At 50.9% G+C, this 21,036-nt stretch carries 12 protein-coding genes; 5 read left to right on the top strand and 7 right to left on the bottom strand.

Going from position 1 to position 21,036, the window contains the following annotated elements; all coding sequences use genetic code 11:
* Positions 1-158 precede the first annotated feature (158 nt).
* Positions 159-8,000 carry a retention module-containing protein gene (locus HZU75_RS05415; RefSeq protein WP_180308137.1) on the top strand — a complete coding sequence of 2,614 codons (7,842 nt, stop codon included), beginning with the start codon at positions 159-161 and terminating at the stop codon, positions 7,998-8,000.
* 91 nt (positions 8,001-8,091) lie between these two features.
* On the opposite strand, the gene HZU75_RS05420 is transcribed toward HZU75_RS05415, so the two are convergent.
* From HZU75_RS05420 to HZU75_RS05450, 7 genes are all read right to left on the bottom strand, one after another.
* On the bottom strand, positions 8,092-9,432 hold the full coding sequence (locus tag HZU75_RS05420; protein WP_180308138.1) for an HlyD family type I secretion periplasmic adaptor subunit: 1,341 nt from the start codon (positions 9,430-9,432) through the stop codon (positions 8,092-8,094).
* Positions 9,419-11,551 carry a type I secretion system permease/ATPase gene (locus tag HZU75_RS05425; protein WP_180308139.1) on the bottom strand — a complete coding sequence of 711 codons (2,133 nt, stop codon included), beginning with the start codon at positions 11,549-11,551 and terminating at the stop codon, positions 9,419-9,421. Before HZU75_RS05425 ends, HZU75_RS05420 begins: the two co-directional genes overlap by 14 nt.
* Before the next feature lie 156 nt (positions 11,552-11,707).
* Positions 11,708-13,021, bottom strand: coding sequence for a TolC family outer membrane protein (locus HZU75_RS05430; protein WP_180308140.1), 1,314 nt, complete (start codon positions 13,019-13,021; stop codon positions 11,708-11,710).
* A 194-nt stretch (positions 13,022-13,215) separates the two neighbouring features.
* Positions 13,216-14,724, bottom strand: coding sequence for a ubiquinone biosynthesis regulatory protein kinase UbiB (gene ubiB / locus HZU75_RS05435; protein ID WP_180308141.1), 1,509 nt, complete (start codon positions 14,722-14,724; stop codon positions 13,216-13,218).
* A gap of 8 nt (positions 14,725-14,732) precedes the next feature.
* Positions 14,733-15,317 carry a ubiquinone biosynthesis accessory factor UbiJ gene (locus HZU75_RS05440; RefSeq protein WP_180308142.1) on the bottom strand — a complete coding sequence of 195 codons (585 nt, stop codon included), beginning with the start codon at positions 15,315-15,317 and terminating at the stop codon, positions 14,733-14,735.
* Positions 15,317-16,054, bottom strand: coding sequence for a bifunctional demethylmenaquinone methyltransferase/2-methoxy-6-polyprenyl-1,4-benzoquinol methylase UbiE (ubiE, locus tag HZU75_RS05445; protein ID WP_180308143.1), 738 nt, complete (start codon positions 16,052-16,054; stop codon positions 15,317-15,319). Before ubiE ends, HZU75_RS05440 begins: the two co-directional genes overlap by 1 nt.
* Before the next feature lie 70 nt (positions 16,055-16,124).
* Complete coding sequence (locus tag HZU75_RS05450; RefSeq protein ID WP_180308144.1) at positions 16,125-16,502, bottom strand: gamma-butyrobetaine hydroxylase family protein; 378 nt, start codon at positions 16,500-16,502, stop codon at positions 16,125-16,127.
* Positions 16,503-16,769: 267 nt separating this feature from the next.
* Between HZU75_RS05450 and phoB the strand changes: the two genes are divergently transcribed.
* The 4 genes from phoB to HZU75_RS05470 all read left to right on the top strand — a co-directional run bounded on the left by phoB (position 16,770) and on the right by HZU75_RS05470 (position 21,019).
* The gene (phoB, locus tag HZU75_RS05455; RefSeq protein WP_180308145.1) at positions 16,770-17,456 is read left to right on the top strand and encodes a phosphate regulon transcriptional regulator PhoB; all 687 of its coding nucleotides are present in this window, start codon (positions 16,770-16,772) and stop codon (positions 17,454-17,456) included.
* An 83-nt stretch (positions 17,457-17,539) separates the two neighbouring features.
* On the top strand, positions 17,540-18,826 hold the full coding sequence (gene phoR / locus HZU75_RS05460; protein ID WP_180308146.1) for a phosphate regulon sensor histidine kinase PhoR: 1,287 nt from the start codon (positions 17,540-17,542) through the stop codon (positions 18,824-18,826).
* Positions 18,827-19,034: 208 nt separating this feature from the next.
* A complete protein-coding gene (gene tal / locus HZU75_RS05465) occupies positions 19,035-20,114 on the top strand; it encodes a transaldolase (protein WP_180308147.1) in 1,080 nt (359 codons plus the stop codon).
* A 251-nt stretch (positions 20,115-20,365) separates the two neighbouring features.
* Complete coding sequence (locus HZU75_RS05470) at positions 20,366-21,019, top strand: nucleotide-binding protein (RefSeq protein ID WP_180308148.1); 654 nt, start codon at positions 20,366-20,368, stop codon at positions 21,017-21,019.
* Positions 21,020-21,036: the final 17 nt, after the last annotated feature.

A 21,036-nucleotide genomic window follows, 5' to 3' on the forward strand; every position in this document is an offset into this window, starting at 1 on the left:
ATCAGGCTGATTTTTATTTTATGACCAATTCATACAATGAACCATCCAGCAAATTCGTGCGTGGCGGCTGCTTATTTCCGCTGTGCAATCAAGCTTAGGCGCTCAAGTGGATAAAAACCACCTGTGCTGCAACAAGCAACAGACTAGGAGTAAAGATCATGGCCACAAGCAATACTGTTACCAGCAAAGCAGTTGGCGATACAAGCAAAGCCATCAACCAGAAAGGCGTTGCCACGCAAGTACTGGGTGAAGTGAAAGTCGTCGCCGCCAATGGAGAGGAACGCGTTTTACACGCTGGCGACAAAATTAACCCCGGGGATACGATTCAAACGGGGGCGGATGGTGCGGTATCAATCAGCTTTGACAATGGCGCCCAAATCAGCTTAGGCCGCTCAGACTCACTCAGCCTCACCGATCAAATGCTGGCCGATTTACTCAAACCCGCCGCAAATGCAGCCGATGATGCGGCACGTATTCAAGAATTGATTGCCCAAGGCGCCGACCCAACCCAAATCGCAGCAGCCACAGCAGCGGGGGCCGGTGGTGGCGAAGATGGTGGCCACAGCTTTGTGGTACTGGATACCCCACAAAGCCGAGTAGGCATCGATTCAGGGGTTTCCACGACGGGGATTACTGTCGACCCACTGACTACATTGGCCGAGCCACCACAAAGTGTGTTGCCTGCCGAAGCCCCTGCCCCTGTCATAAATACACCGCCAACCGCAGTGGATGACAGAACGACGTTGAATGATATTGGTTCGACAGATGACGGCTTAACAGTAAAAGAAGACAATACTCTGGAAATCCCCGCCGCACGCTTGCTCGGCAATGATGTCGACCCAGATGGGGATCCGCTAACAATCACTGGGGTAGGCCCAGCGGCGAATGGCACGATCGTGCTCAACGCCGATGGCTCGCTCACTTATACGCCCAACGCCAACTTCAACGGCACTGATAGCTTTACCTACACCGTAACCGATGGCAAAGGTGGCTTTTCCACTGCCACAGTCACCATTGGTGTGATTCCCGTTGGCGAGCCCTCCATCGACGTGCCTGACCTGAATGGTGCCAATCCCGGCAATCTAACCGTGGTGGAAAATAGCGCCACGCCAAGTAATGGCACTTTCCGCATTGAGGCGGAAGAAGGCATCAGCAAAATAACAATTGATGGGCAAGATATTTCTATCGCGCAGTTATTGGCACTGGGGACTACCCCCGTAGTAATCAGCACCGACCTCGGTACTTTAACGCTTACAGCCTATGACGCTATCAGTGGGAATATCAGCTACAGCTATCAAGTTGAAGCAGGCGCACAGGATCATACTGCGGGTGATAACAGTATCCTTGATCAGTTTGTGATTACCGTGAGCGATACACTAGGGCAAACCAGCACTGCTAGCTTGGAAGTATTGATCACTGACACCGCCCCACTGGCCAACCCGGATACCAACTCAGTCACCGAAGATGATTTTGGCTTTGATAAAGTCCAACTGCAATTCTTCGGTGAAGATTTACCACCCGAAGGGCAGGATGTAATCCAAGCCACAGGCAATGTCATCACCGGCAGCCCTGCTGGCGCCGATACGCTTGGGGCAGATCAAACACTAGTGACTGGAGTCGTTGCAGGCAGCAGCACCAGTGGGGTAGTCAGCGGGAATGTAGGTCAGGCATTTGACGGGGCGTATGGCTCGCTAACTCTTAATGCAGATGGCTCTTACACCTATACCCTATACAACAACAATCCAGATGTTCAAGCACTGGGTCGCAATGATCAAGTAGCCGATGTATTCACCTACACCATCACTGATGCAGACGGCGACACCTCAACCACCACGCTCACCATTAATATTAATGGCAGCAATGATCGCCCAATTGCCAACGACCAAACCGATGGCATTCCTGACACCAACTGGGTTCAAGATGTGGTCTCTGTGGGCGAAGGTGCAGATGAACCAAGCGCCAGTGGGAATGTACTGCAAAATCTAACTCACAGCGGCGCACCGAGCGGTGAATTCAGCGATAAAGCCGACACTGATCTCGATGGCGACACCCTCACTGTCACCACCGTTGGCACTTTTGTTGGGACGTATGGCACGCTAGTGCTCAACAGCGATGGCTCCTACACCTATACCCTCGATCACACCAATGCCGCGGTGAATGCGCTCGATGATGGTGAAACACTAAAAGACACCTTCAGCTACACCGTGAGCGATGGTGACCTGAGCGATAGCGCAAATCTGGTCATCACCGTCTTTGGTACCAACGATGGCCCAGTGGCTAATGACGGCACCGATGGCATTCCTGACACCAACTGGGTTAAAGATGTGGTCTCTGTGGGCGAAGGTGCAGATGAACCAAGCGCCAGTGGGAATGTACTGCAAAATCTAACTCACAGCGGCGCACCGAGCGGTGAATTCAGCGATAAAGCCGACACTGATCTCGATGGCGACACGCTCACAGTCACCACTGTTGGCACTTTTGTTGGGACGTATGGCACGCTAGTACTCAACAGCGATGGCTCCTACACCTATACCCTCGATCACACCAATGCTGCTGTGAATGCGCTCGATGATGGTGAAACACTGAAAGACACCTTCAACTACACCGTGAGTGATGGTGATCTGAGCGATAGCGCAAATCTCGTCATCACCGTCTTTGGTACCAATGACGGCCCAGTGGCTAATGACGGCACCGATGGTGCGGACGACACCAACTGGGTTAAAGATGTAGTGTCTGTGGGCGAAGGTGCAGATGAACCAAGCGCCAGTGGGAATGTACTGCAAAATCTAACTCACAGCGGCGCACCGAGCGGTGAATTCAGCGATAAAGCCGACACTGATCTCGATGGCGACACCCTCACTGTCACCACCGTTGGCACTTTTGTTGGGACGTATGGCACGCTAGTGCTCAACAGCGATGGCTCCTACACCTATACCCTCGATCACACCAATGCCGCGGTGAATGCGCTCGATGATGGTGAAACACTAAAAGACACCTTCAGCTACACCGTGAGCGATGGTGACCTGAGCGATAGCGCAAATCTGGTCATCACCGTCTTTGGTACCAACGATGGCCCAGTGGCTAATGACGGCACCGATGGCATTCCTGACACCAACTGGGTTAAAGATGTGGTCTCTGTGGGCGAAGGTGCAGATGAACCAAGCGCCAGTGGGAATGTACTGCAAAATCTAACTCACAGCGGCGCACCGAGCGGTGAATTCAGCGATAAAGCCGACACTGATCTCGATGGCGACACGCTCACAGTCACCACTGTTGGCACTTTTGTTGGGACGTATGGCACGCTAGTACTCAACAGCGATGGCTCCTACACCTATACCCTCGATCACACCAATGCTGCTGTGAATGCGCTCGATGATGGTGAAACACTGAAAGACACCTTCAACTACACCGTGAGTGATGGTGATCTGAGCGATAGCGCAAATCTCGTCATCACCGTCTTTGGTACCAATGACGGCCCAGTGGCTAATGACGGCACCGATGGTGCGGACGACACCAACTGGGTTAAAGATGTAGTGTCTGTGGGCGAAGGCGCAGATGAACCAAGTGCAAGCGGGAATGTGCTGCAAAATCTTACTCACAGCGGCGCACCGAGCGGTGAATTCAGCGATAAAGCCGACACTGATCTCGATGGTGATACGCTCACTGTCACCACCGTTGGTACTTTTGTTGGGACGTATGGCACGCTAGTACTCAACAGCGATGGCTCCTACACCTATACCCTCGATCACACCAATGCTGCTGTGAATGCGCTCGATGATGGTGAAACACTGAAAGACACCTTCAACTACACCGTGAGTGATGGTGATCTGAGCGATAGCGCAAATCTCGTCATCACCGTCTTTGGTACCAACGATGGCCCAAGCGTGAACGTCAACACTGATGCAGTTGGTGATCAAGTCGATGAGGCTGCATTGGCCTTGGGTTCAACACCACTTAGCGATGCAGAATGGGCAGCGGGGTCTTTCACTTTGGCTGATGTTGACGGCCTGGATGATATCCAAGGCATCAAAATTGTGAGTAATGGCAACACAATTACCTTCAGCGATACGGAATTGGAAAACATTGTGGCAGGTGATAACAGCACCTACCTGAGCTTTAACACCGCCAACGGTGTGGTTACCCTGACTAGCTACAATCAAGGCACAGGAGTCGTTAGCTATCAATTTGAACTCACTAGCCCTAGCACCGATGTTGATACCCAAGCCGAAACCAATAGCTTCACAGTGGCTGTAACCGATAATGGCGTCGTATATTCCGCACCAGCGACCATCAGCATTGAAATTATCGACGATGCACCACAGGCTATGCCCGATACCGATAGCGTCACGGAAGATAGCGCTATGAGTGCCAGCGGCAATGTTTTAAGTGCCAACTCCAGTGGTGATACTGTGGGCGCTGACACAGTTGGAGCTGATCGCCTCAGCAACGGCCGGTATGTGACTGGCGTAGCATTCGGCGATCACAGCAGCGACAGCACACCACTGGCCAACAATGTTAGTGGCACCACCACGACCAATATTGCTGGCACGTATGGGGTGCTAAGCCTTGCAGCAGATGGCTCGTATACTTATACCCTGAATGATGACCCACAAACTCAAGCCTTGAGTGCGCGAGATGCCATCCCTGAAGTATTCAGTTATACCGTGCAGGATGCCGATGGCGATTGGAGTACCACCACCATCACCATTACCGTCAACGGTAGTAACGATGCGCCAGAAATACATTTTGGCGTAAATAGTGGCACAGCCAATGTATCTGAAGAAGGGCTGAGTAATGCCTTGGCTGATACAAGCTCCGATCCGTTTAATCAGGTGGCCCCTGACCCACAAGACACTACCAATTCAAACACTGCAACGGGTAGCTTCACCATTAGCGATGTGGATCAAGGCGACAGTCTGTCGGTCGCCTTGTCAACAACCGGCTTGCCGAGCGATTGGATGTCTGGTAACCAAACCGTAAATTGGGCTCTGAGCGTTGATGGCCACACATTAACTGGTTATGTAGGCAGCAATACGCCTAGCAATACTGTACTCACGGTCACGCTGAGTGCTGGTAGCGGCAATACTTGGAACTATGAAGTTGAGTTGCTCAAGCCAATCAACCATGCACTCAATAGCTATGAAGATGTGAAATCGCTGAATGTCGGCCTCAATGTCAGCGATGGCACTAGCAGCGGCACCGCACAGCTCACCATCAATATTGAAGATGATATGCCGGTTGCACAAAATCAAACGGTGAGCATTGATGTGCCTAGCATGAATACCAATCTGATCCTGTCGCTGGATGTGTCCGGCAGCATGGGTAGTGGCACGGGCAGCCGGCTAGATTTGGCGCAAAAAGCGTTGATCCAATTGATCGATGAATACGATATCCGCGGTGATGTCAAAGTCATGCTGGTTACATTTAGCAGCGATGCGGGCCTGCAAGGCAGCACCACTTGGCTGGATGTGAATGCAGCGAAAGCCATTTTGAATGGAGATCTGTCTACTCCTTGGACCACCAATTACGATGCACCGTTGCAGCAGATCATTAACCACTTTGGCGATAGCGGTAAGCTCAGTGGTAGCAATGTACAAAATGTAAGCTACTTCCTATCCGATGGCGAACCCAATGTTTCCGGCTATCTGACTTACCCAAGTAATGAAACTGGTAATACCGCAACCGTTGGGATTACAGGCGATGATATTAGCGACTGGGAAGCCTTCCTGCGCGATAACGATATCAACTCACAAGCCTTTGCAATGGCCATGAATACCGTACCGGCTTCACTCAACCCAGTCGCTTACGATGGTAACGGCAGCGGCACTGATACCAACGGGGTGGCGGTTCCAGATATGGCATCACTACCTGGGGTGTTATTGGGTACAGTAGCCACCAGCCAAGCGATTAATTTGCTTGGCACGGGCGGCTTTGGTGCCGATGGTGGGCATGTACAGAGTGTGACCGTTGATGGGCATACCTTTGCTTATGACGGCAAAGTGGATGGTTTAGCCAGCTTCAGTAGCACACTGGGTAGCTTTAACAGCAGCACTCACACTTGGACGATCAATAGTAATGGGCCGTCCAGCGTCGGTGGCACGATCGTGCTGAATATGGATACCGGTGTGGGAACGTACAATATCACCTCAACCAGCTCATTAAGCGAAACGGTGCAATTCACCTTGGTGGATAACGACGGTGACATGGCCAGCGGCAGCGTAAGTTTCACTCTTAATCTGGCCCCATCTGTCACCATTAACGTCGATGCAATCGGAGACAAAGTCTATGAATCTGGGCTGGCAAATGGCACGAATGCCAGTGCCAACACCGAAAAAGTCAGCGGCAGCTTCAATTTGATTGATGGCAATCACGACATCAGCAGTGTCACAATCAATGGGCAAACGGTTAGCATTACGGCATTGCTGGGCGCAAGCTTTGACAGCGCCAATGGCACCATGCTGATCACTGGTTTTGATAGCAACACTGGCAAGGTTTCCTACGAATACACCCTACGCACACCAACGAAAGATGTTGCTGGCAGTGAAACCAATAGCTTTGTCATCCAGGCCACTGATCAGAGTGGTCTGCACAGCACCAGCGCCACCATCAGCATTGAGATCATCGATGATGCGCCGGTACTGGCTATTACCAATGGCTTTATTGCCGACCAACCAAGCGCTTATTTGCAAGGCACGTTAGTCAATTTCGGTGCCGATGGCCCTGCGGCAAACAACCCAGTTAGCTGGACTAGTGTGGCCGCTAAAATTAATGGTGTTAGCGAAACCCTAACCTCATTGGGAGAAAGTATCAGCATCACCCAAAACGGCAATGTGATCACTGGCAAAACCGCTGATAACGATACGATCTTTACTGTTACCGCAAATTCGGATGGTACTTACACCATGAATTTGCTACGGCAGATTGATACCAGCAAACTGTTTGACACCGCAGAACGTATTTTAAGTTATGGCGATGGTCCAAACCTAGGGTATACGCTCTCAGCTGGCTCAGGTGATAGGCTTGTCGCCTATACATCAGGAACTGGCACTGATCCTGACAGTAGCAGTACTGTCCTTGCCAACTTCAGTGGTACCCATAATGGAGCGAGCAGTCTAATTAATATGAGCTCAGCAGGGATAGGTATTGGTGGCAACACCATGAGTGCGGGCGATAATTTGCACATTGACCTGTCAAACTCTGCCCGGTTCGCCGCAGTACTGCTGAGCGTGGCAAACTATAGCAGCGGCGAAGGTGCTTATACTGTGCACTATACCGATGGTACTGCCAGTACCCTCACACCGATTGTGGTCGGCGCAAATGGCGATTTATTGATCCAAAGCCCTTTGGGTAAATATATCGATTACTTAGACATCAGCCACACCGGCTCGGGTAACCAATTCAAAATTGATGGCCTGAATTTCTTTACCCAAGACATCAATCGGGTTCCGACCCTTGAGCTTGGCTTTACAGCTCAAGATGGCGATGGCGACACCGTTAACGGCTCAGTAAAAATCACCCTCGATACCAGCGACCCGATCAACGGCACCACGGGTCATGACGCGCTGGGAGGAGGGACTGGTAGCGATACCTTGTATGGCAATGATGGGAATGACATTCTCACCGGCGGTGGAGGCAATGACATTTTGAATGGTGGCACAGGTTCAGATACTTTTGTGTTCTCCAATGTCAGCACCAATGGGCTCGACACCATTAACAACTTCAGTGTCGCAGCCAAATCCAGCGGTGGCGATGTGCTTGATATTACCGATCTGCTCAGTGGCGCTGGTATCAGTGCCAGTACCTTTGATGCCAATGAAGGCGCGTTCCTGCAATTCTCCGCAGGAAGCAACAGCGGGGAAATCAAGGTTATGTTCGACGCAGACGGCACGGGTGCTGGAGCTCCAGTTCAGGTAGCCACCCTAACTGGCATGACAGGCACAGATCCAACAACTCTGCTCAACACCTTGCTGGATAATGGCGAAATCAAAACCAGCCATTAATGCGTACCCACCCAATAAAATACCCAGCTTTATGCTGGGTATTTTATTGGGGATCAATCAATTAATCACCCACAAAGATATACCCTAAAAATTATCGCTCTCGCATGGCCTCATTCTTGGCCTTAACAATCGGCTTCATTAAATATTGCATCACGGTTTTTTTGCCCGTTTTAATGTGAACAGTCGACAGCATGCCGGGAATAATCGGCAAATTGTGTTTGGCATCGCCTAAATGGTTTGAGCGGGTACGTACCCGTACCAGGTAATAACTTTCTTTTTTAGCCTCGTCCACAATTGAATCTGCGGTAATGGTTTCTACATCGGCCAGCAAACCGCCATAAATCGAGAAATCATAGGCAGTTAGTTTCACCATCGCTTCTTGTTTCGGGCGCAAAAACCCAATATCGGATGGGCGAATCTTGGCTTCAACCAGCAAATTATCTTCTAACGGCACAATCTCCATCACATCCATTCCCGGCTGCAGCACGCCGCCCACAGTATTGACCTTAATCAGCTTCACCACCCCGGCCAATGGCGCTCGAATCGTGGTCCGTTCAAAGCGGTCACTCAAAGCAACCGTGGTGGCCGATGTGGCATCTAACTCTGCTTTTACCCCCGCAAGCTCATTGGCAGCATCGGCTTTGGCTTTGGCATACACCCCCGCAATCTTGCCATTGGTCTCCGCTAAGCTACTTTGCAAGCCGGGAATAGCCGAACGTGTTTCGTTAATTTCGCCATTTAGATCGCTAATTTGGCGCTGCAAATGCATAAAATCAATTTGCGAGATCACATTCTTTTCCGCCAGCGGCTTACTCATCGCATATTCTTCCTGCGCCAATTTTAAGCCTGACTCCAATTTCGCCAGCTTGGCGCGCATGCCGGCAATTTCGTGATTGCGCTGTGCAGCTTCACTTTGCAAAACCGAAACAGACGATTCAATTTCACGTTTGCGGGAATTAAATAGTTGCTGCTCGGCCTCGATCACCGCCGGGTTAGATTTAAGTAATTTTTCTGGTGGCACAAAAGCACTGCCATTGGCCTCCGCTGTTAAGCGCGCCATTTTAGCGGTGAGAGCATCATGCTTAACGGTGCTTTCGCCGAGGGAAGAGGAAAACCGTTTTTCATCCAGCTTCATCAACACCTGGCCCTTTTGGACGACTTCGCCCACTTTGACCGGGATGCTGGCCACAATACCGCCTTCCAGATTTTGAATCACCTGTACCTGACTAGAAGGAATCACCTTCCCTTCTGCTACTGTGACTTCATCGATCTCAGCAAAGCAAGCCCACAACAAACCCACCAAAATTAAGGCGCCACAGGCATATAGAATGCTATTGGCCCACCAGGTTGACCCACCATAAATTGCCGCAGCACCATCGCCGAGAAAATTCAGGTCTTCTTGCTTGATCGATTTGGAGTTATTTTGCGGCATGGAGCTTCCCTCCCGCGAGCATATTCATTACTTCTGCTTTAGGACCGTCGGCAATCAAACGCCCGTTATCTAGTACCAATAAGCGATCAACCAGTGTGAGCATCGACATCCGGTGGGTAATTAGCAATAAAGTATGCTGCGTGTTCAATCGCCGCATAAAGCGCTGTTTAAATTGCTCTTCACTCCGGTTATCCAGTGCACTGGTCACTTCGTCAAAGACATAAATCGCGGGGTTAAGCAGCAAAGCCCGGGCAATACCCAGTGTTTGTTTTTGCCCCCCAGACAATCCAACCCCGCGCTCACCCACCAACATATCAAAGCCCTTGGGATGGCGATTAACAAATTCGCTCACCCCCGCAATTTCTGCAGCATCCAGCATGGCAGCGTCATCAATATACGGCGCAGACAGCACGATGTTATCGCGCACGGAGCCATAAAATAAAAATACGTCTTCCGGCACATAGCCAATATTGTGGCGCAACTGGGCCGGGTCGATCTGTCGCACATCCACACCATCAATCCATACCGCACCCGCACTGGGCTCCTGAAACCCCAGAATCAATTTTTCCAGCGTACTTTTACCGGAACCGATGCGCCCGATAATGCCGACTCGCTCCCCGGGGGAAATATGGAATGACACATCATCCAGTGCCAGCGTATCTTGCCCAGGATAGCTAAAACTCACGTTCCGAAACTCGATTTCGCCCTTGAAATCGGGCCGCTGTACAAAATCCTGCCCTTTTTCGCGCTCAACAGGCAGCGCCATGACCTGCTCCATCCCTTTAAGCCCGGCTCTAGCCTGGTGATAACGGCTGATCAAACTTGCCACTTGGGCAAATGGCCCCAAAGTACGGCCAAGCAGTAAATTACAGGCAATCAAACCACCGACGGTCAACTCGCGCAAACCAATCAGATACACACCGCCAATGACCATTACCACCGTTGCCAATTGCTGAATAAACCCGGCCTGAATCACAATCATTGATGACAAACCGCGCGTTTTGACCGCCAATTTGCCAAATTCGCCAATGATTTTTTCCCAGCGGCGCTGGGCATAGCTTTCCGCAGTTGAGGCTTTGAGCGTATCAATCCCCGATAAAGTCTCGATCAACCCTGCCTGCTTTTGTGAAGCAACCCTAAAACTTTGCTGAATCAACTCACCCAAGGGGCGCTGTAATAGCAGGCTCAATATGACAATCACTGGAATACAAATCATCGGCACCAACACCAGCCAGCCACCTAGCCAGAAAATTACCAGCAAAAACAGCACGACAAACGGGATATCAACAATCACGGTCACCGTGGCCGAAGTAATGAATTCGCGAAAACCTTCAAACTCCTGAAAATGGCTCACCATCGCGCCGACTGATTGAGGCCGGGATGCGACTTTGAGCCCTAGCACTCGCTCAAAAATCTGGGCAGAAAGCATCACATCAATCCGTTTCCCTGCTAAATCAATGTAATAGGCACGTAAAGCTTTGATCAAAACATCAAATAGCAAGAGCAACACAACACCAATCGAGAGCACCCACAGGGTGTCATAAATTTGATTGGGCACCACTCGGTCGTACACATTCATGGTGAACAACGGTAGCGCCAAGGCAAAAATATTGATCAGACAGGCCGCCAGCAACACATGTCCATACATGGGATAACAAAGCTGCACACTGCTCCAAAACCAATGTTCAGCCCTTGGAATATGATCAGCCTGGGTGCGAGCATCAAACTGAAAACTAGGTTTTACAAAAATCACAAAGCCGCAAAACAAAGCGGCTAAATCAGCCTGAGTAATATGCTGCACACCGCCTGCAGAATTCGCCTCCAGAATCTCCCATTGATTACCCTGCCGCTTAACGGCAACGCAGGCTTCACCATCCTTGAGCAACAGCACCACCGGCAGCGAAAGATCGGGAATATCATCCAATGAGCGTCGCTGCAGCTTGGCAGTCAAGCCAGCCCGTGCAGCAGCGCGGGGAAACAGCATGGCATCCAAGCGGTTGCCATTCAGTGGTAAGCCGCTGGTTAGTGTTTGCACCGAACAGGGGCGCTGAAAAAAACGGGTTAATTGCACCAAGCAAGTAGTGAGAGGATCGCTAGGCACAAAAGCCGCATGCGGCATTGCAGATTCATGGGGGGGATACGTGGAAGCAGAACTCACAATTGATGCCCTCAATCAAACTGACTGATTTGATTCTAGTCGAGCGTGGCCAGAGTTATGGCCCAATGACAGACAAAAAAAGAGGCGGTCAACGCCGCCTCTTTACGTGCAAGCTTGCTATTGTTGCGCCAGCTCGGTTTCTGCCAATGGTTTCACATTCAAAGTACTGAGCAACTGGTTACCATCAGCGAGTAGTCTGAATTTTGCGCGTAGCTCATCGTATTGTCCGGCGACCAAATCACGGCGAGCCGTGAAATACTCGTTTTCGCTGTCGAGCAAATCAAGCAATGAACGCTGCCCCAAAGAAAATTGCTTGCTGTATTCATCACGGGCAGATTTGCTGGAGTTAGCATATTGCGTGAGCACGGGAACACGTTCTGCTGCAATACTCATGGCATTCCACGACAGCGCCGCATTTTGCCGCACTTGCCGCTCTACCCGACGTGCCACTTCCTGTGCGGAATAAGCCAATTGCTTGGTTTCTGCTACATAAGCCCGATCACCGCCACTTTTAAAGGTGTAACGCATCCGCACCATTCCGTAGTAGCGCGTAGAGTCTTCCACAGCGACACCATCTAGCGAATTGGTATATACGGCCCCCGCCTCCAGATCGACCCTAGGATACATTTGTGACTCAGCCAAACCATGCTGAGCATTTGCACCATCCACATCGGCCTTAGCGGCCAGCAGTAAACGATTATTGGCAACCGCCCAATTGGCCGCCTCTTCCATGCTTGCAGGCAAATTAGCAGGTGTATCGGGCTTGGCTAGATCTTCAGGCACCTCGCCCACCAAGCGCATATAGGCAATTTTGGCCTCATTCAAGCTAGACTGGGCAGCCGATAAATTAGCTTTGGCCAGTGAAACCCGCGCATCAATTTGCTCGTCATCCGATTTACGACCAAAGCCACCCGAAGTACGTAGCTTCACCTGCTCAGCGGTACTCAAATGTGCATCAAGGTTAGCTTGCGTCAGCGCGACTAACTCCTGCTGGCGCAACACATCGAGATAAGCCTCGGCAGTTTTAAGTGCAATATCTTCCGACGTATTTGCCAAACGATGAGCTGCGCCCAGTTGCCGCGCGCGCTGGCGAGCGACTTCATTCTTGGTGGCCATCCCATCAAATAGCATTTGGGTCAAAATGGCCTGTGCTTCTTGACGGTTATAATCAGTGCCACCACCAAAATTGGTGCGGGTCGAAAGATCGTTGGTGTATTCACGCCCTGCCCCCACCGACAAATCGATGCGTGGGTAATACCCCGATTTGGCCTTATCCACCGCGGCATCGCTGGCACGGCGCTGCCCGACATCACTCAGAATATCCGGGCTGGTTTGTAATAGTTTTTCGACTACTTGCGGTAAAGGTGCTGCGGCTGCGCTGTGGGCTAATGCGGCAAAAACAGCAATCGTACATAGTGATTTGCTCATCATTCAGACTCCTTTTTGAGTGTATCGTCCTCATCCTGCTTGCGCTTTTTTAGCGTCTTTAATGGGGCATAGCTATCTAGTAATACAGCTCAGTCTTTCTTCAATAGCAAGCAGTAAAATGCTCAACGGATATCTATCTTCGGGACGAAAAAAAAGCCATCGCAAGCGATGGCTTTTAAAACTAGAGCAAAACAGGCTTATCTAACCCACCAACTCAACAGCAGAGCGGCCAGCAAACAGGCAATCACTCCCAACAAATAATTGCGTTTTTTCTGCTCCCACATCAGGCCTTTGTAGCCGGCGAGCAAAAGCTCGGTGTGGTTTTGATTGAGTACTTCATTGAGCTTGCGTGGCAACGTCGGCAACAGCGTCGCCCATTGCGGCGCTTCATGTTTCAGCGTGGCAATCAGCCCACGCCAGCCGATTTGCTCATTCATCCAGCGCTCTAAAAATGGCTTAGCGGTTTGCCACAGATCGAGGTCAGGATCGAGTTGGCGGCCTAAGCCTTCAATATTGAGCAATGTTTTCTGCAGTAGCACCAGTTGCGGCTGGATTTCTACATTAAAGCGGCGCGAGGTTTCAAACAGGCGCAGCAACACAAAACCAAAGGAAATCTGGCTCAGCGGCTTATTAAAGAATGGCTCGCACACGGTGCGTACCGCCGCTTCAAGCTCTTCAACGCGCGTATCTTTCGGCACCCAGCCACATTCGATGTGCGCTGTTGCGACGCGGTGATAGTCGCGATTAAAGAACGCAAGAAAGTTAATCGCTAGATACTGCTTATCGGTATCACTCAGCGAGCCAACAATACCAAAGTCTAGCGCAATATACCTGTTATCCGCGGCAACAAAAATATTGCCCGGATGCATATCAGCGTGGAAAAAACCATGCCGGAATACCTGGCTAAAGAAAATCTCAACGCCAAAGCGGCTGAGTTTTTTCAGATCCATACCGGCGGCTTTGAGCTCTTCGATTTTGCCGATCGGAATACCGTCCATCCATTCGAGCACCAGCACTTCGCGCGCGCAAAAGTCGTAGTACACCTCTGGCACAATCAGCTGGTCGGAATCTTTAAAATTGCGGCGCAGCTGGCTGGCATTCGCGGCTTCATGCATCAGATCAAGCTCGTCGTGCAAATGGCGATCAAACTCGGCCACCACTTCACGCGGCTTAAGGCGCGGGCCATCGGCAAACAGCTTTTCAACGCAAACTGCCAATACCCGCATCAGCGCCAGATCGCTCTCGATCACTGGCAAAATACCGGGTCGCAGAACTTTGACCGCAACCACTTTGCCATCGTGCAGCTTGGCCCGATGCACTTGCGCCACCGAGGCCGACGCCACGGGCTGCGGGTCAAACTCGGCAAACAGCTCGACGATGGATTTGCCCAGGCTTTTTTCGATTTGGTTGATGGCCGTTTGCGAATCAAATGGCGGCACATTGTCTTGCAACTGCGCCAGCTCATTGGCGATGTCCGGTGGCATCAAATCGCGCCGCGTTGACAGCACCTGACCGAATTTCACAAACACTGGGCCTAAGGATTCAAGCGCCAAACGCAAACGCACCGCTCGCGGCTGATCAAGTTTGCGCCAGAAAAACAGCGCGCCAATCAGTTTACGCAAGCCATGTACGCGCTCGTGGCCGAGCAGGAATTCGTCTAAGCCAAAATGCACCACCACATAGGCGATTTTAAAAAAACGGAACATGTTCGCCTTTATTGCTCATTGCCTTCAATGCGGCCAAAGTCGGCCTCCAGCCGCGCCAAACGCTTTTCCAGCCGCGCTAAATCATTCCGCAGCGTATCCACATCATCGCAAAACGCAGCTACGGCTTCTTTACGCGGCAACAGCCGATCTTCGTCGCGCAAGTATTCAACCATGGTTTCAGTCAAACGCTGCCCCATTGCGAGCGGTACTTTGGCCAGACTTTGGCTGCTGCTCACAATCCGATGTGCGGCAATATCGCCGACCAAACGCGACAAATCTTCGGCGGCATCCCAAGATAATGCGCCCAGCGCTGCACCGGCTTTGCTCGCTAGCTCAGGGTCCCCCGCCAAGACGACTTGGCGCGAAGCTGCCTGCGGATCGGTCAGGCGCAGGGTAAAAAATTGCAGCGGCAAAGTCAGTGTGGCTTCGGGTTCTGCTTCCGAATGCGCCAACAAACCGTCGGGCATCACGACGACATTGGCGGCGAACAGCGGCAACTTCACCGCAAAAGTACGTCCCGCTAAGCGAGTCAATTCCGCCTGCGCCGCAGGAGCCTGCCCCAGTAAATGATTCAGCACTCCGGCTAGCAACATTAGAATTTTGTCCCTTTATGCAGCGCCACAACGCCGCCAGTCATATTGTGAAAATCAGCGCGGCCAAATCCAGCATCGAGCATCATTTGTTTCAGCGTTTCCTGATCCGGATGCATGCGGATTGATTCGGCTAAATACTGATAAGAATCGGCATCATTGGCCACCAGCTTGCCCATAAACGGTAGCAATTTGAATGAATACAAATCATAAGCCGGTTTGAGCGGCGCCCAAACTTTAGAAAACTCCAGCACCAGCAAACGACCACCGGGTTTGAGCACGCGATGCATTTCTTTTAACGCCGCGTCTTTGTGCGTCATATTACGCAGACCAAAGGCGACCGAAACAATATCGAAGTATCCGTCTGGAAACGGCAGCTTTTCTGCATCGCACTGCGCTACTGGCAGGGGGTATCCAGCGTCGAGCAAGCGATCACGACCCACACCGAGCATCGAGCTATTAATATCGGTCAGCCACACTTGGCCGGTTTTGCCGACCTTTTTGGCAAAGGCTTTAGAAAGATCGCCGGTACCGCCCGCAATATCGAGAATTTTGTCACCGGTTTTCGCTCCGCTGGTCTCAATCGTGAAAAATTTCCACGCGCGGTGCAGGCCTGCCGACATCAGGTCATTCATCACATCGTATTTTTGCGCGACCGAGTGAAACACTTCGGCGACTTTTTGCGCTTTTTCAGATTCGTTGACCGTGCTGAAACCAAAATGGGTTTTTGAATCGCTCATTTGTTTTGCCTTTTTATCAATCACTTAAAAGTAGCGAACCGCCCTCCAAAACAGGATGGCGCAGCACTTCTTACAACGGTTCACGCGACGCGCCGGCCGCAGCGAGTTCATTCAGATATTTCTGCCAATAAGCGTCATAATTGGCACCCAATTCATAGAGGTATTGCCATGAAAACAAGCCAGAATCATGGCCATCATCAAATACCAGCTTAACTGCATAATGACCAACTGGCTCAATGGCACGGATATTGACGTTGATTTTGCCCACCTGCAGCACTTCATTACCCACCCCATGACCACGTACTTCGGCCGACGGGCTAAGTACGCGCAGATATTCGCAGGGTAAAGAAAAACGCGCGCCATCGGCGAAGGCAATTTCCAGCACGCGCGAAGCTTGGTGCAAAGTCAATTCGGTAGGGTGAGGAGTATCTGTAGTAAGGCCGGCCATGCGCGTCATTTGCCTAAAAAAGAATTGCCGTAATCATACCGCGCTTAAGGCGCAGCCACCACCCAAGCCGAGTAGACCGCTATCTGGTTGCGCCGATTTCCGCCCGCTGGCGCTGTAATTTACCTCACCCCAAAATCATAAAACATCGCCAAAGCTTTCATTTTTTGAAAAATAATGTTGGCAATTTGCAGACTTGTAATATTAAGTTCACACTTAAGCCTTATTCTCGCAAACAAATTATTGAACTTTTTCCGCGGGGAGCACTCAATGGCCGCCAATATCCTGTTGGTTGAAGATGAACCAGCAATCCAAGAACTGATTGCTTTTAACCTGTCACAAGCGGGTCATCATGTGATGCGCGCCGATTCTGTCGAGAGCGCTCAAGGCATTGTGCGCAATGCTTTACCTGATTTAATTTTGCTCGACTGGATGCTGCCAGGCATGTCCGGCATTGATTTCGCACGTAAGCTGCGCGGCGACGAGCGTACCCGCTCGATTCCCTTGATCATGCTCACTGCTCGTTCGGACGAACAGGATAAAATTGCGGGGCTGGAAACAGGCGCTGACGATTACATTACCAAGCCATTTAGCCCACGTGAATTACAGGCGCGCATTAAAGCGGTATTGCGCCGCCGTGCACCGCAAGCGACGGATGATCCGGTTGAAATTCATGGTCTACGCCTTGATCCTGTAACCCATCGCGTGTCAGGCAATGGCAAACCGCTGGAACTGGGCCCTACTGAATTCCGTTTATTGCATTTCTTTATGACGCATACTGAACGAGTTCACACTCGTGCACACTTGCTCGACCAAGTGTGGGGTGATCATGTATTTGTTGAAGAACGCACTGTGGATGTGCATATACGTCGCCTACGTTCATCACTTGAGGGAACAGGGCACGATAATCTGATTCAAACCGTGCGTGGCTCGGGCTATCGACTATCAGTCAACTAAGCTGCCAAGCTCGCACGCCACAAGGGTAATGCGAGTGCATTACCCTTTGTTTTTTCGAATATGTATTAGTTTAAAGGCCGCTCATGCTTTGGCTTCGATCGATAATTTACTACTTTCTCACCGCCTTAATTGCGCTGGCGATTAGCGCCATTGCTGGTACGGTGTGGGGCGTAGCCTTTGCTTTGTGCGTAGTCTCGATTGCCTGCCTGTTTCATATTTTTAATTTGCACCGCCTGCATCGCTGGCTGGAAAACCCGCAAGTCGATAATGTACCCGGCAGTTTTATGCTGTGGCAGGAAGTCTTTGATCAGATCTACGCCGAAGTGCGCAAGCAGAAAAAAGCCAAAGAGCGCCTTGCTGGCACCTTAGATCGCTTTTTATCAGCCGCCGAGGCACTGCCTGATGGCGTGGTAATTTTGGATGACAATGATCGCATCGAATGGTGCAACCCCGCCTCATGCGAGCACTTAAGCCTGAATCGCAAACTCGACATGGGCCAGCCAATCACGCATTTATTGCGCTACCCCAGTTTGCGTGATTACCTCAAGCAGCAAGATTTTAGTCATCCAGTGATTATCCGCATCACTCGTCCAGCCGAACAAACGCTGTCGGCCCAGATTGTGCCGTTCGACTCGACTCGCAAGTTGCTACTGAGCCGCGATATTACTCAATTGGAACGGGTACAAACGGTACATCGTGATTTTGTCGCGAATGTCTCGCACGAACTACGCACACCGCTTACGGTGGTCGGCGGCTTTATCGAAACTATGATCGATATGCCGTCATCCGATGCCGCGACGCGGGAAACCCATTTGCAACTGATGTATGAACAAACGCAGCGTATGCAACGTTTGGTGGAAGACCTGCTAACGCTCTCCAAGCTCGAAAGCGGCGCGCAAGTGCGCGAAGAAGAAGTCGACATTCCGCAATTGATGCAATTGCTGCGCACAGAGGCCAACGGGTTGTCGCAAGGCCGCCATACGGTAGAAATTGGCCGCCTTGATCGCCCACGGCTGATTGGTAATCACGACGAACTGCACTCCGCGCTGGGCAATCTGGTGTCGAATGCCATCCGTTACACGCCACCGGGCGGCACCATTACCATCGGCTGGGAAAAACGCGACGATACGGCCTGCTTTACCTGCCGCGATACCGGCATCGGCATTGCGCCCGAGCATATCCCGCGGCTAACCGAGCGCTTTTATCGCGTAGATCGTGGCCGTTCGCGCAATACCGGTGGCACTGGCCTAGGGCTAGCGATTGTGAAACACATTCTGCATCGCCATCAAGCACAGATGATCATTACCTCTGATCTAGGCAAAGGCAGTGAATTTGCCGTGAAGTTTCCACAAGCCCGTGTGATTGAATAAATCGGTGCTGCTATGATTTGACACTTGCTTGCAAGGTCAAGTGACCGTAAATTGCAGCAATCGCATGTTTTTTGCGTCTGCGCAAAGGCAAAAGACTTGGCTTTCGTTGATAATGCCCCATGTCATTGAGATGCTTTGTCCAGAACCAAGTTCAAATTCAAAGCCCACGCAGAAATGAATCGCTTACTTCAATCATGAGGTCACTACTATGAGCAGAATCGCAGCAATCAAACCTTTCGGTCAACGTATTTGGTTGGACAATCTTTCCCGTGGTCTGTTGGAGTCTGGCGAATTGGCTCGCCTGATCTCTGAAGACGACATCGCTGGCGTTACCTCTAACCCTGCGATTTTCTACAAATCAATTTCGTCTGACCCGCTCTACACTGGCGATTTGGCTGAATTGAAAAAACAAGATCTGACTGCAGAGCAACGCTACGAAGCGCTGGTTGTTCCTGATATTCAAGCCACTTGCGATTTGACCCGTGCGATGTACGACGCAACCAATGGTTTGGATGGCTATGTGAGCTTGGAAGTATCGCCAACACTGGCAAACGACGCGCAAGGCACCATCGACAATGCTAAACGTCTGTGGGCTGCGATTGATCGCCCGAACGCGATGATCAAAGTACCTGCGACTGACGCAGGTGTGGTGGCCTTTGAAGAATTGATCACTTCAGGTATCAATGTAAACATTACTTTGATGTTCAACCTGAAACACGTTGACAACGTATTGACTGCCTACATCCGCGGTCTGGAAGCACGCGCTGCTGCTGGCCTGCCAGTGGATAAAGTACAAGCGGTTGCTTCAGTATTCTTGTCGCGCGTAGATAGCCTGATCGACCCACAACTCGAAGCCATCGGCACACCAGAAGCGCTGGCATTGCGTGGCACGGTAGCGAAATCATTCGTTAAAGTGGCTTACCAACACTACAAAGGCCTGTTCCAAGGCAGCCGTTTTGCGGCATTGAAAGCCAAAGGCGCGAATCCACAACGTCTGCTGTGGGCTTCTACTGGTACCAAAAACAAAGCCTACAACGATGTGATGTACGTTGAAGATCTGATCGGGCCAGAAACTGTTAACACCGTACCAGATGCTACTTTGGCGCTGTTCCGCGACCACGGTAACGCAGCTAACACGCTCGACACCAATATCGACGCTGCGGTTGCAACACTGGTTGCAGTGCGCAACTTGGGTATCAACTACAACTTGGCTGGTGAACAGTTGCAAGTAGATGGTCTGAAACAGTTTGATGAAGCCTTCGCTAAATTGCTGGAACTGACTAAGTAATTTTCAGTTCAGTAGCTCCGAGCCCCGCCAACGTGCGGGGCTTTTTTATACCTATCCAGGTATATGCTCAAAAGCAAGCAAAAATAATAATCAGGGAAGCATACATCTACAAAAGAATTGCGCCACAAAAACAACAACAGCCCAGCCCTTCATAATTCTTTCACTCAACGGTAATAATTTAACAAAATTGTCACATTAAAACTGACGATCTCTGCCATAATCAATCTCGCTTTTTGTTTTGGTTTGTAGCTATGCGCAAGATTCTGATCGTGAACCCCAAAGGCGGCAGCGGTAAATCCACCTTAGCCACCCATCTCGCCAGCTGGTTTGCCTGGCAGGAAGCCAAAGTGATGCTTGGCGATCTGGATAAACAACACTCCAGCCATCACTGGCTCAATTTACGCTCAGCCCAATTGCCGCAAATTGCCCGCTGGGAAATCGGTGATGATCAGATAGCGCGCCCGCCAAAAGGTAGTCAAGTCGCGGTACTCGATACTCCCGCGTGTTTTGCGAATGGCAAATTAAAGAAAGTTCTGAAGATTGTAGATCATGTGATTGTGCCGATTTTGCCATCGGCATTTGATCTATGGGCCAGTGCTGATTTTTTTGAAGAGCTAGCCGAGATGAAGGCAGTGCGCAGAGAGGAAGTTCAGGTCGGCGCAGTGGGAATGCGGGTCAACTCGCGCACGCAAGCCGCGACGCAATTGCCAGCCTTTTTGCAGAAATTTGATATTCCACTCATCACCTGCATCCGCGATACCCAGCTTTACAACCAGACTATTCAACGCGGTATGACTTTATTTGATTTACCAGCCAGCAAAATCATGCGCGATCAGGCCGAATGGCAGCCGTTGTTTGATTGGGTGATGCGGCGCACACCGCAGGCGTTTCGCGCTGCGGTGTAAATCCCCCTGCACCACGC

It is taken from the genome of Chitinibacter fontanus, assembly GCF_013423785.1.
In the GTDB taxonomy this organism is placed as follows: Bacteria; Pseudomonadota; Gammaproteobacteria; order Burkholderiales; family Chitinibacteraceae; genus Chitinibacter; species Chitinibacter fontanus.

Bases quoted from the DNA above. Each gene is read 5' to 3' on its own strand.
- ubiE (WP_180308143.1), bottom strand. From the start codon at position 16,054: ATGAGCGATTCAAAAACCCATTTTGGTTTCAGCACGGTCAACGAATCT.
- HZU75_RS05425 (WP_180308139.1), bottom strand. From the start codon at position 11,551: ATGCCGCATGCGGCTTTTGTGCCTAGCGATCCTCTCACTACTTGCTTG.
- ubiB (WP_180308141.1), bottom strand. From the start codon at position 14,724: ATGTTCCGTTTTTTTAAAATCGCCTATGTGGTGGTGCATTTTGGCTTA.
- HZU75_RS05415 (WP_180308137.1), top strand. From the start codon at position 159: ATGGCCACAAGCAATACTGTTACCAGCAAAGCAGTTGGCGATACAAGC.
- tal (WP_180308147.1), top strand. From the start codon at position 19,035: ATGAGCAGAATCGCAGCAATCAAACCTTTCGGTCAACGTATTTGGTTG.
- HZU75_RS05420 (WP_180308138.1), bottom strand. From the start codon at position 9,432: ATGCCGCAAAATAACTCCAAATCGATCAAGCAAGAAGACCTGAATTTT.
- HZU75_RS05450 (WP_180308144.1), bottom strand. From the start codon at position 16,502: ATGGCCGGCCTTACTACAGATACTCCTCACCCTACCGAATTGACTTTG.
- phoR (WP_180308146.1), top strand. From the start codon at position 17,540: ATGCTTTGGCTTCGATCGATAATTTACTACTTTCTCACCGCCTTAATT.
- HZU75_RS05430 (WP_180308140.1), bottom strand. From the start codon at position 13,021: ATGATGAGCAAATCACTATGTACGATTGCTGTTTTTGCCGCATTAGCC.
- HZU75_RS05440 (WP_180308142.1), bottom strand. From the start codon at position 15,317: ATGTTGCTAGCCGGAGTGCTGAATCATTTACTGGGGCAGGCTCCTGCG.
- phoB (WP_180308145.1), top strand. From the start codon at position 16,770: ATGGCCGCCAATATCCTGTTGGTTGAAGATGAACCAGCAATCCAAGAA.
- HZU75_RS05470 (WP_180308148.1), top strand. From the start codon at position 20,366: ATGCGCAAGATTCTGATCGTGAACCCCAAAGGCGGCAGCGGTAAATCC.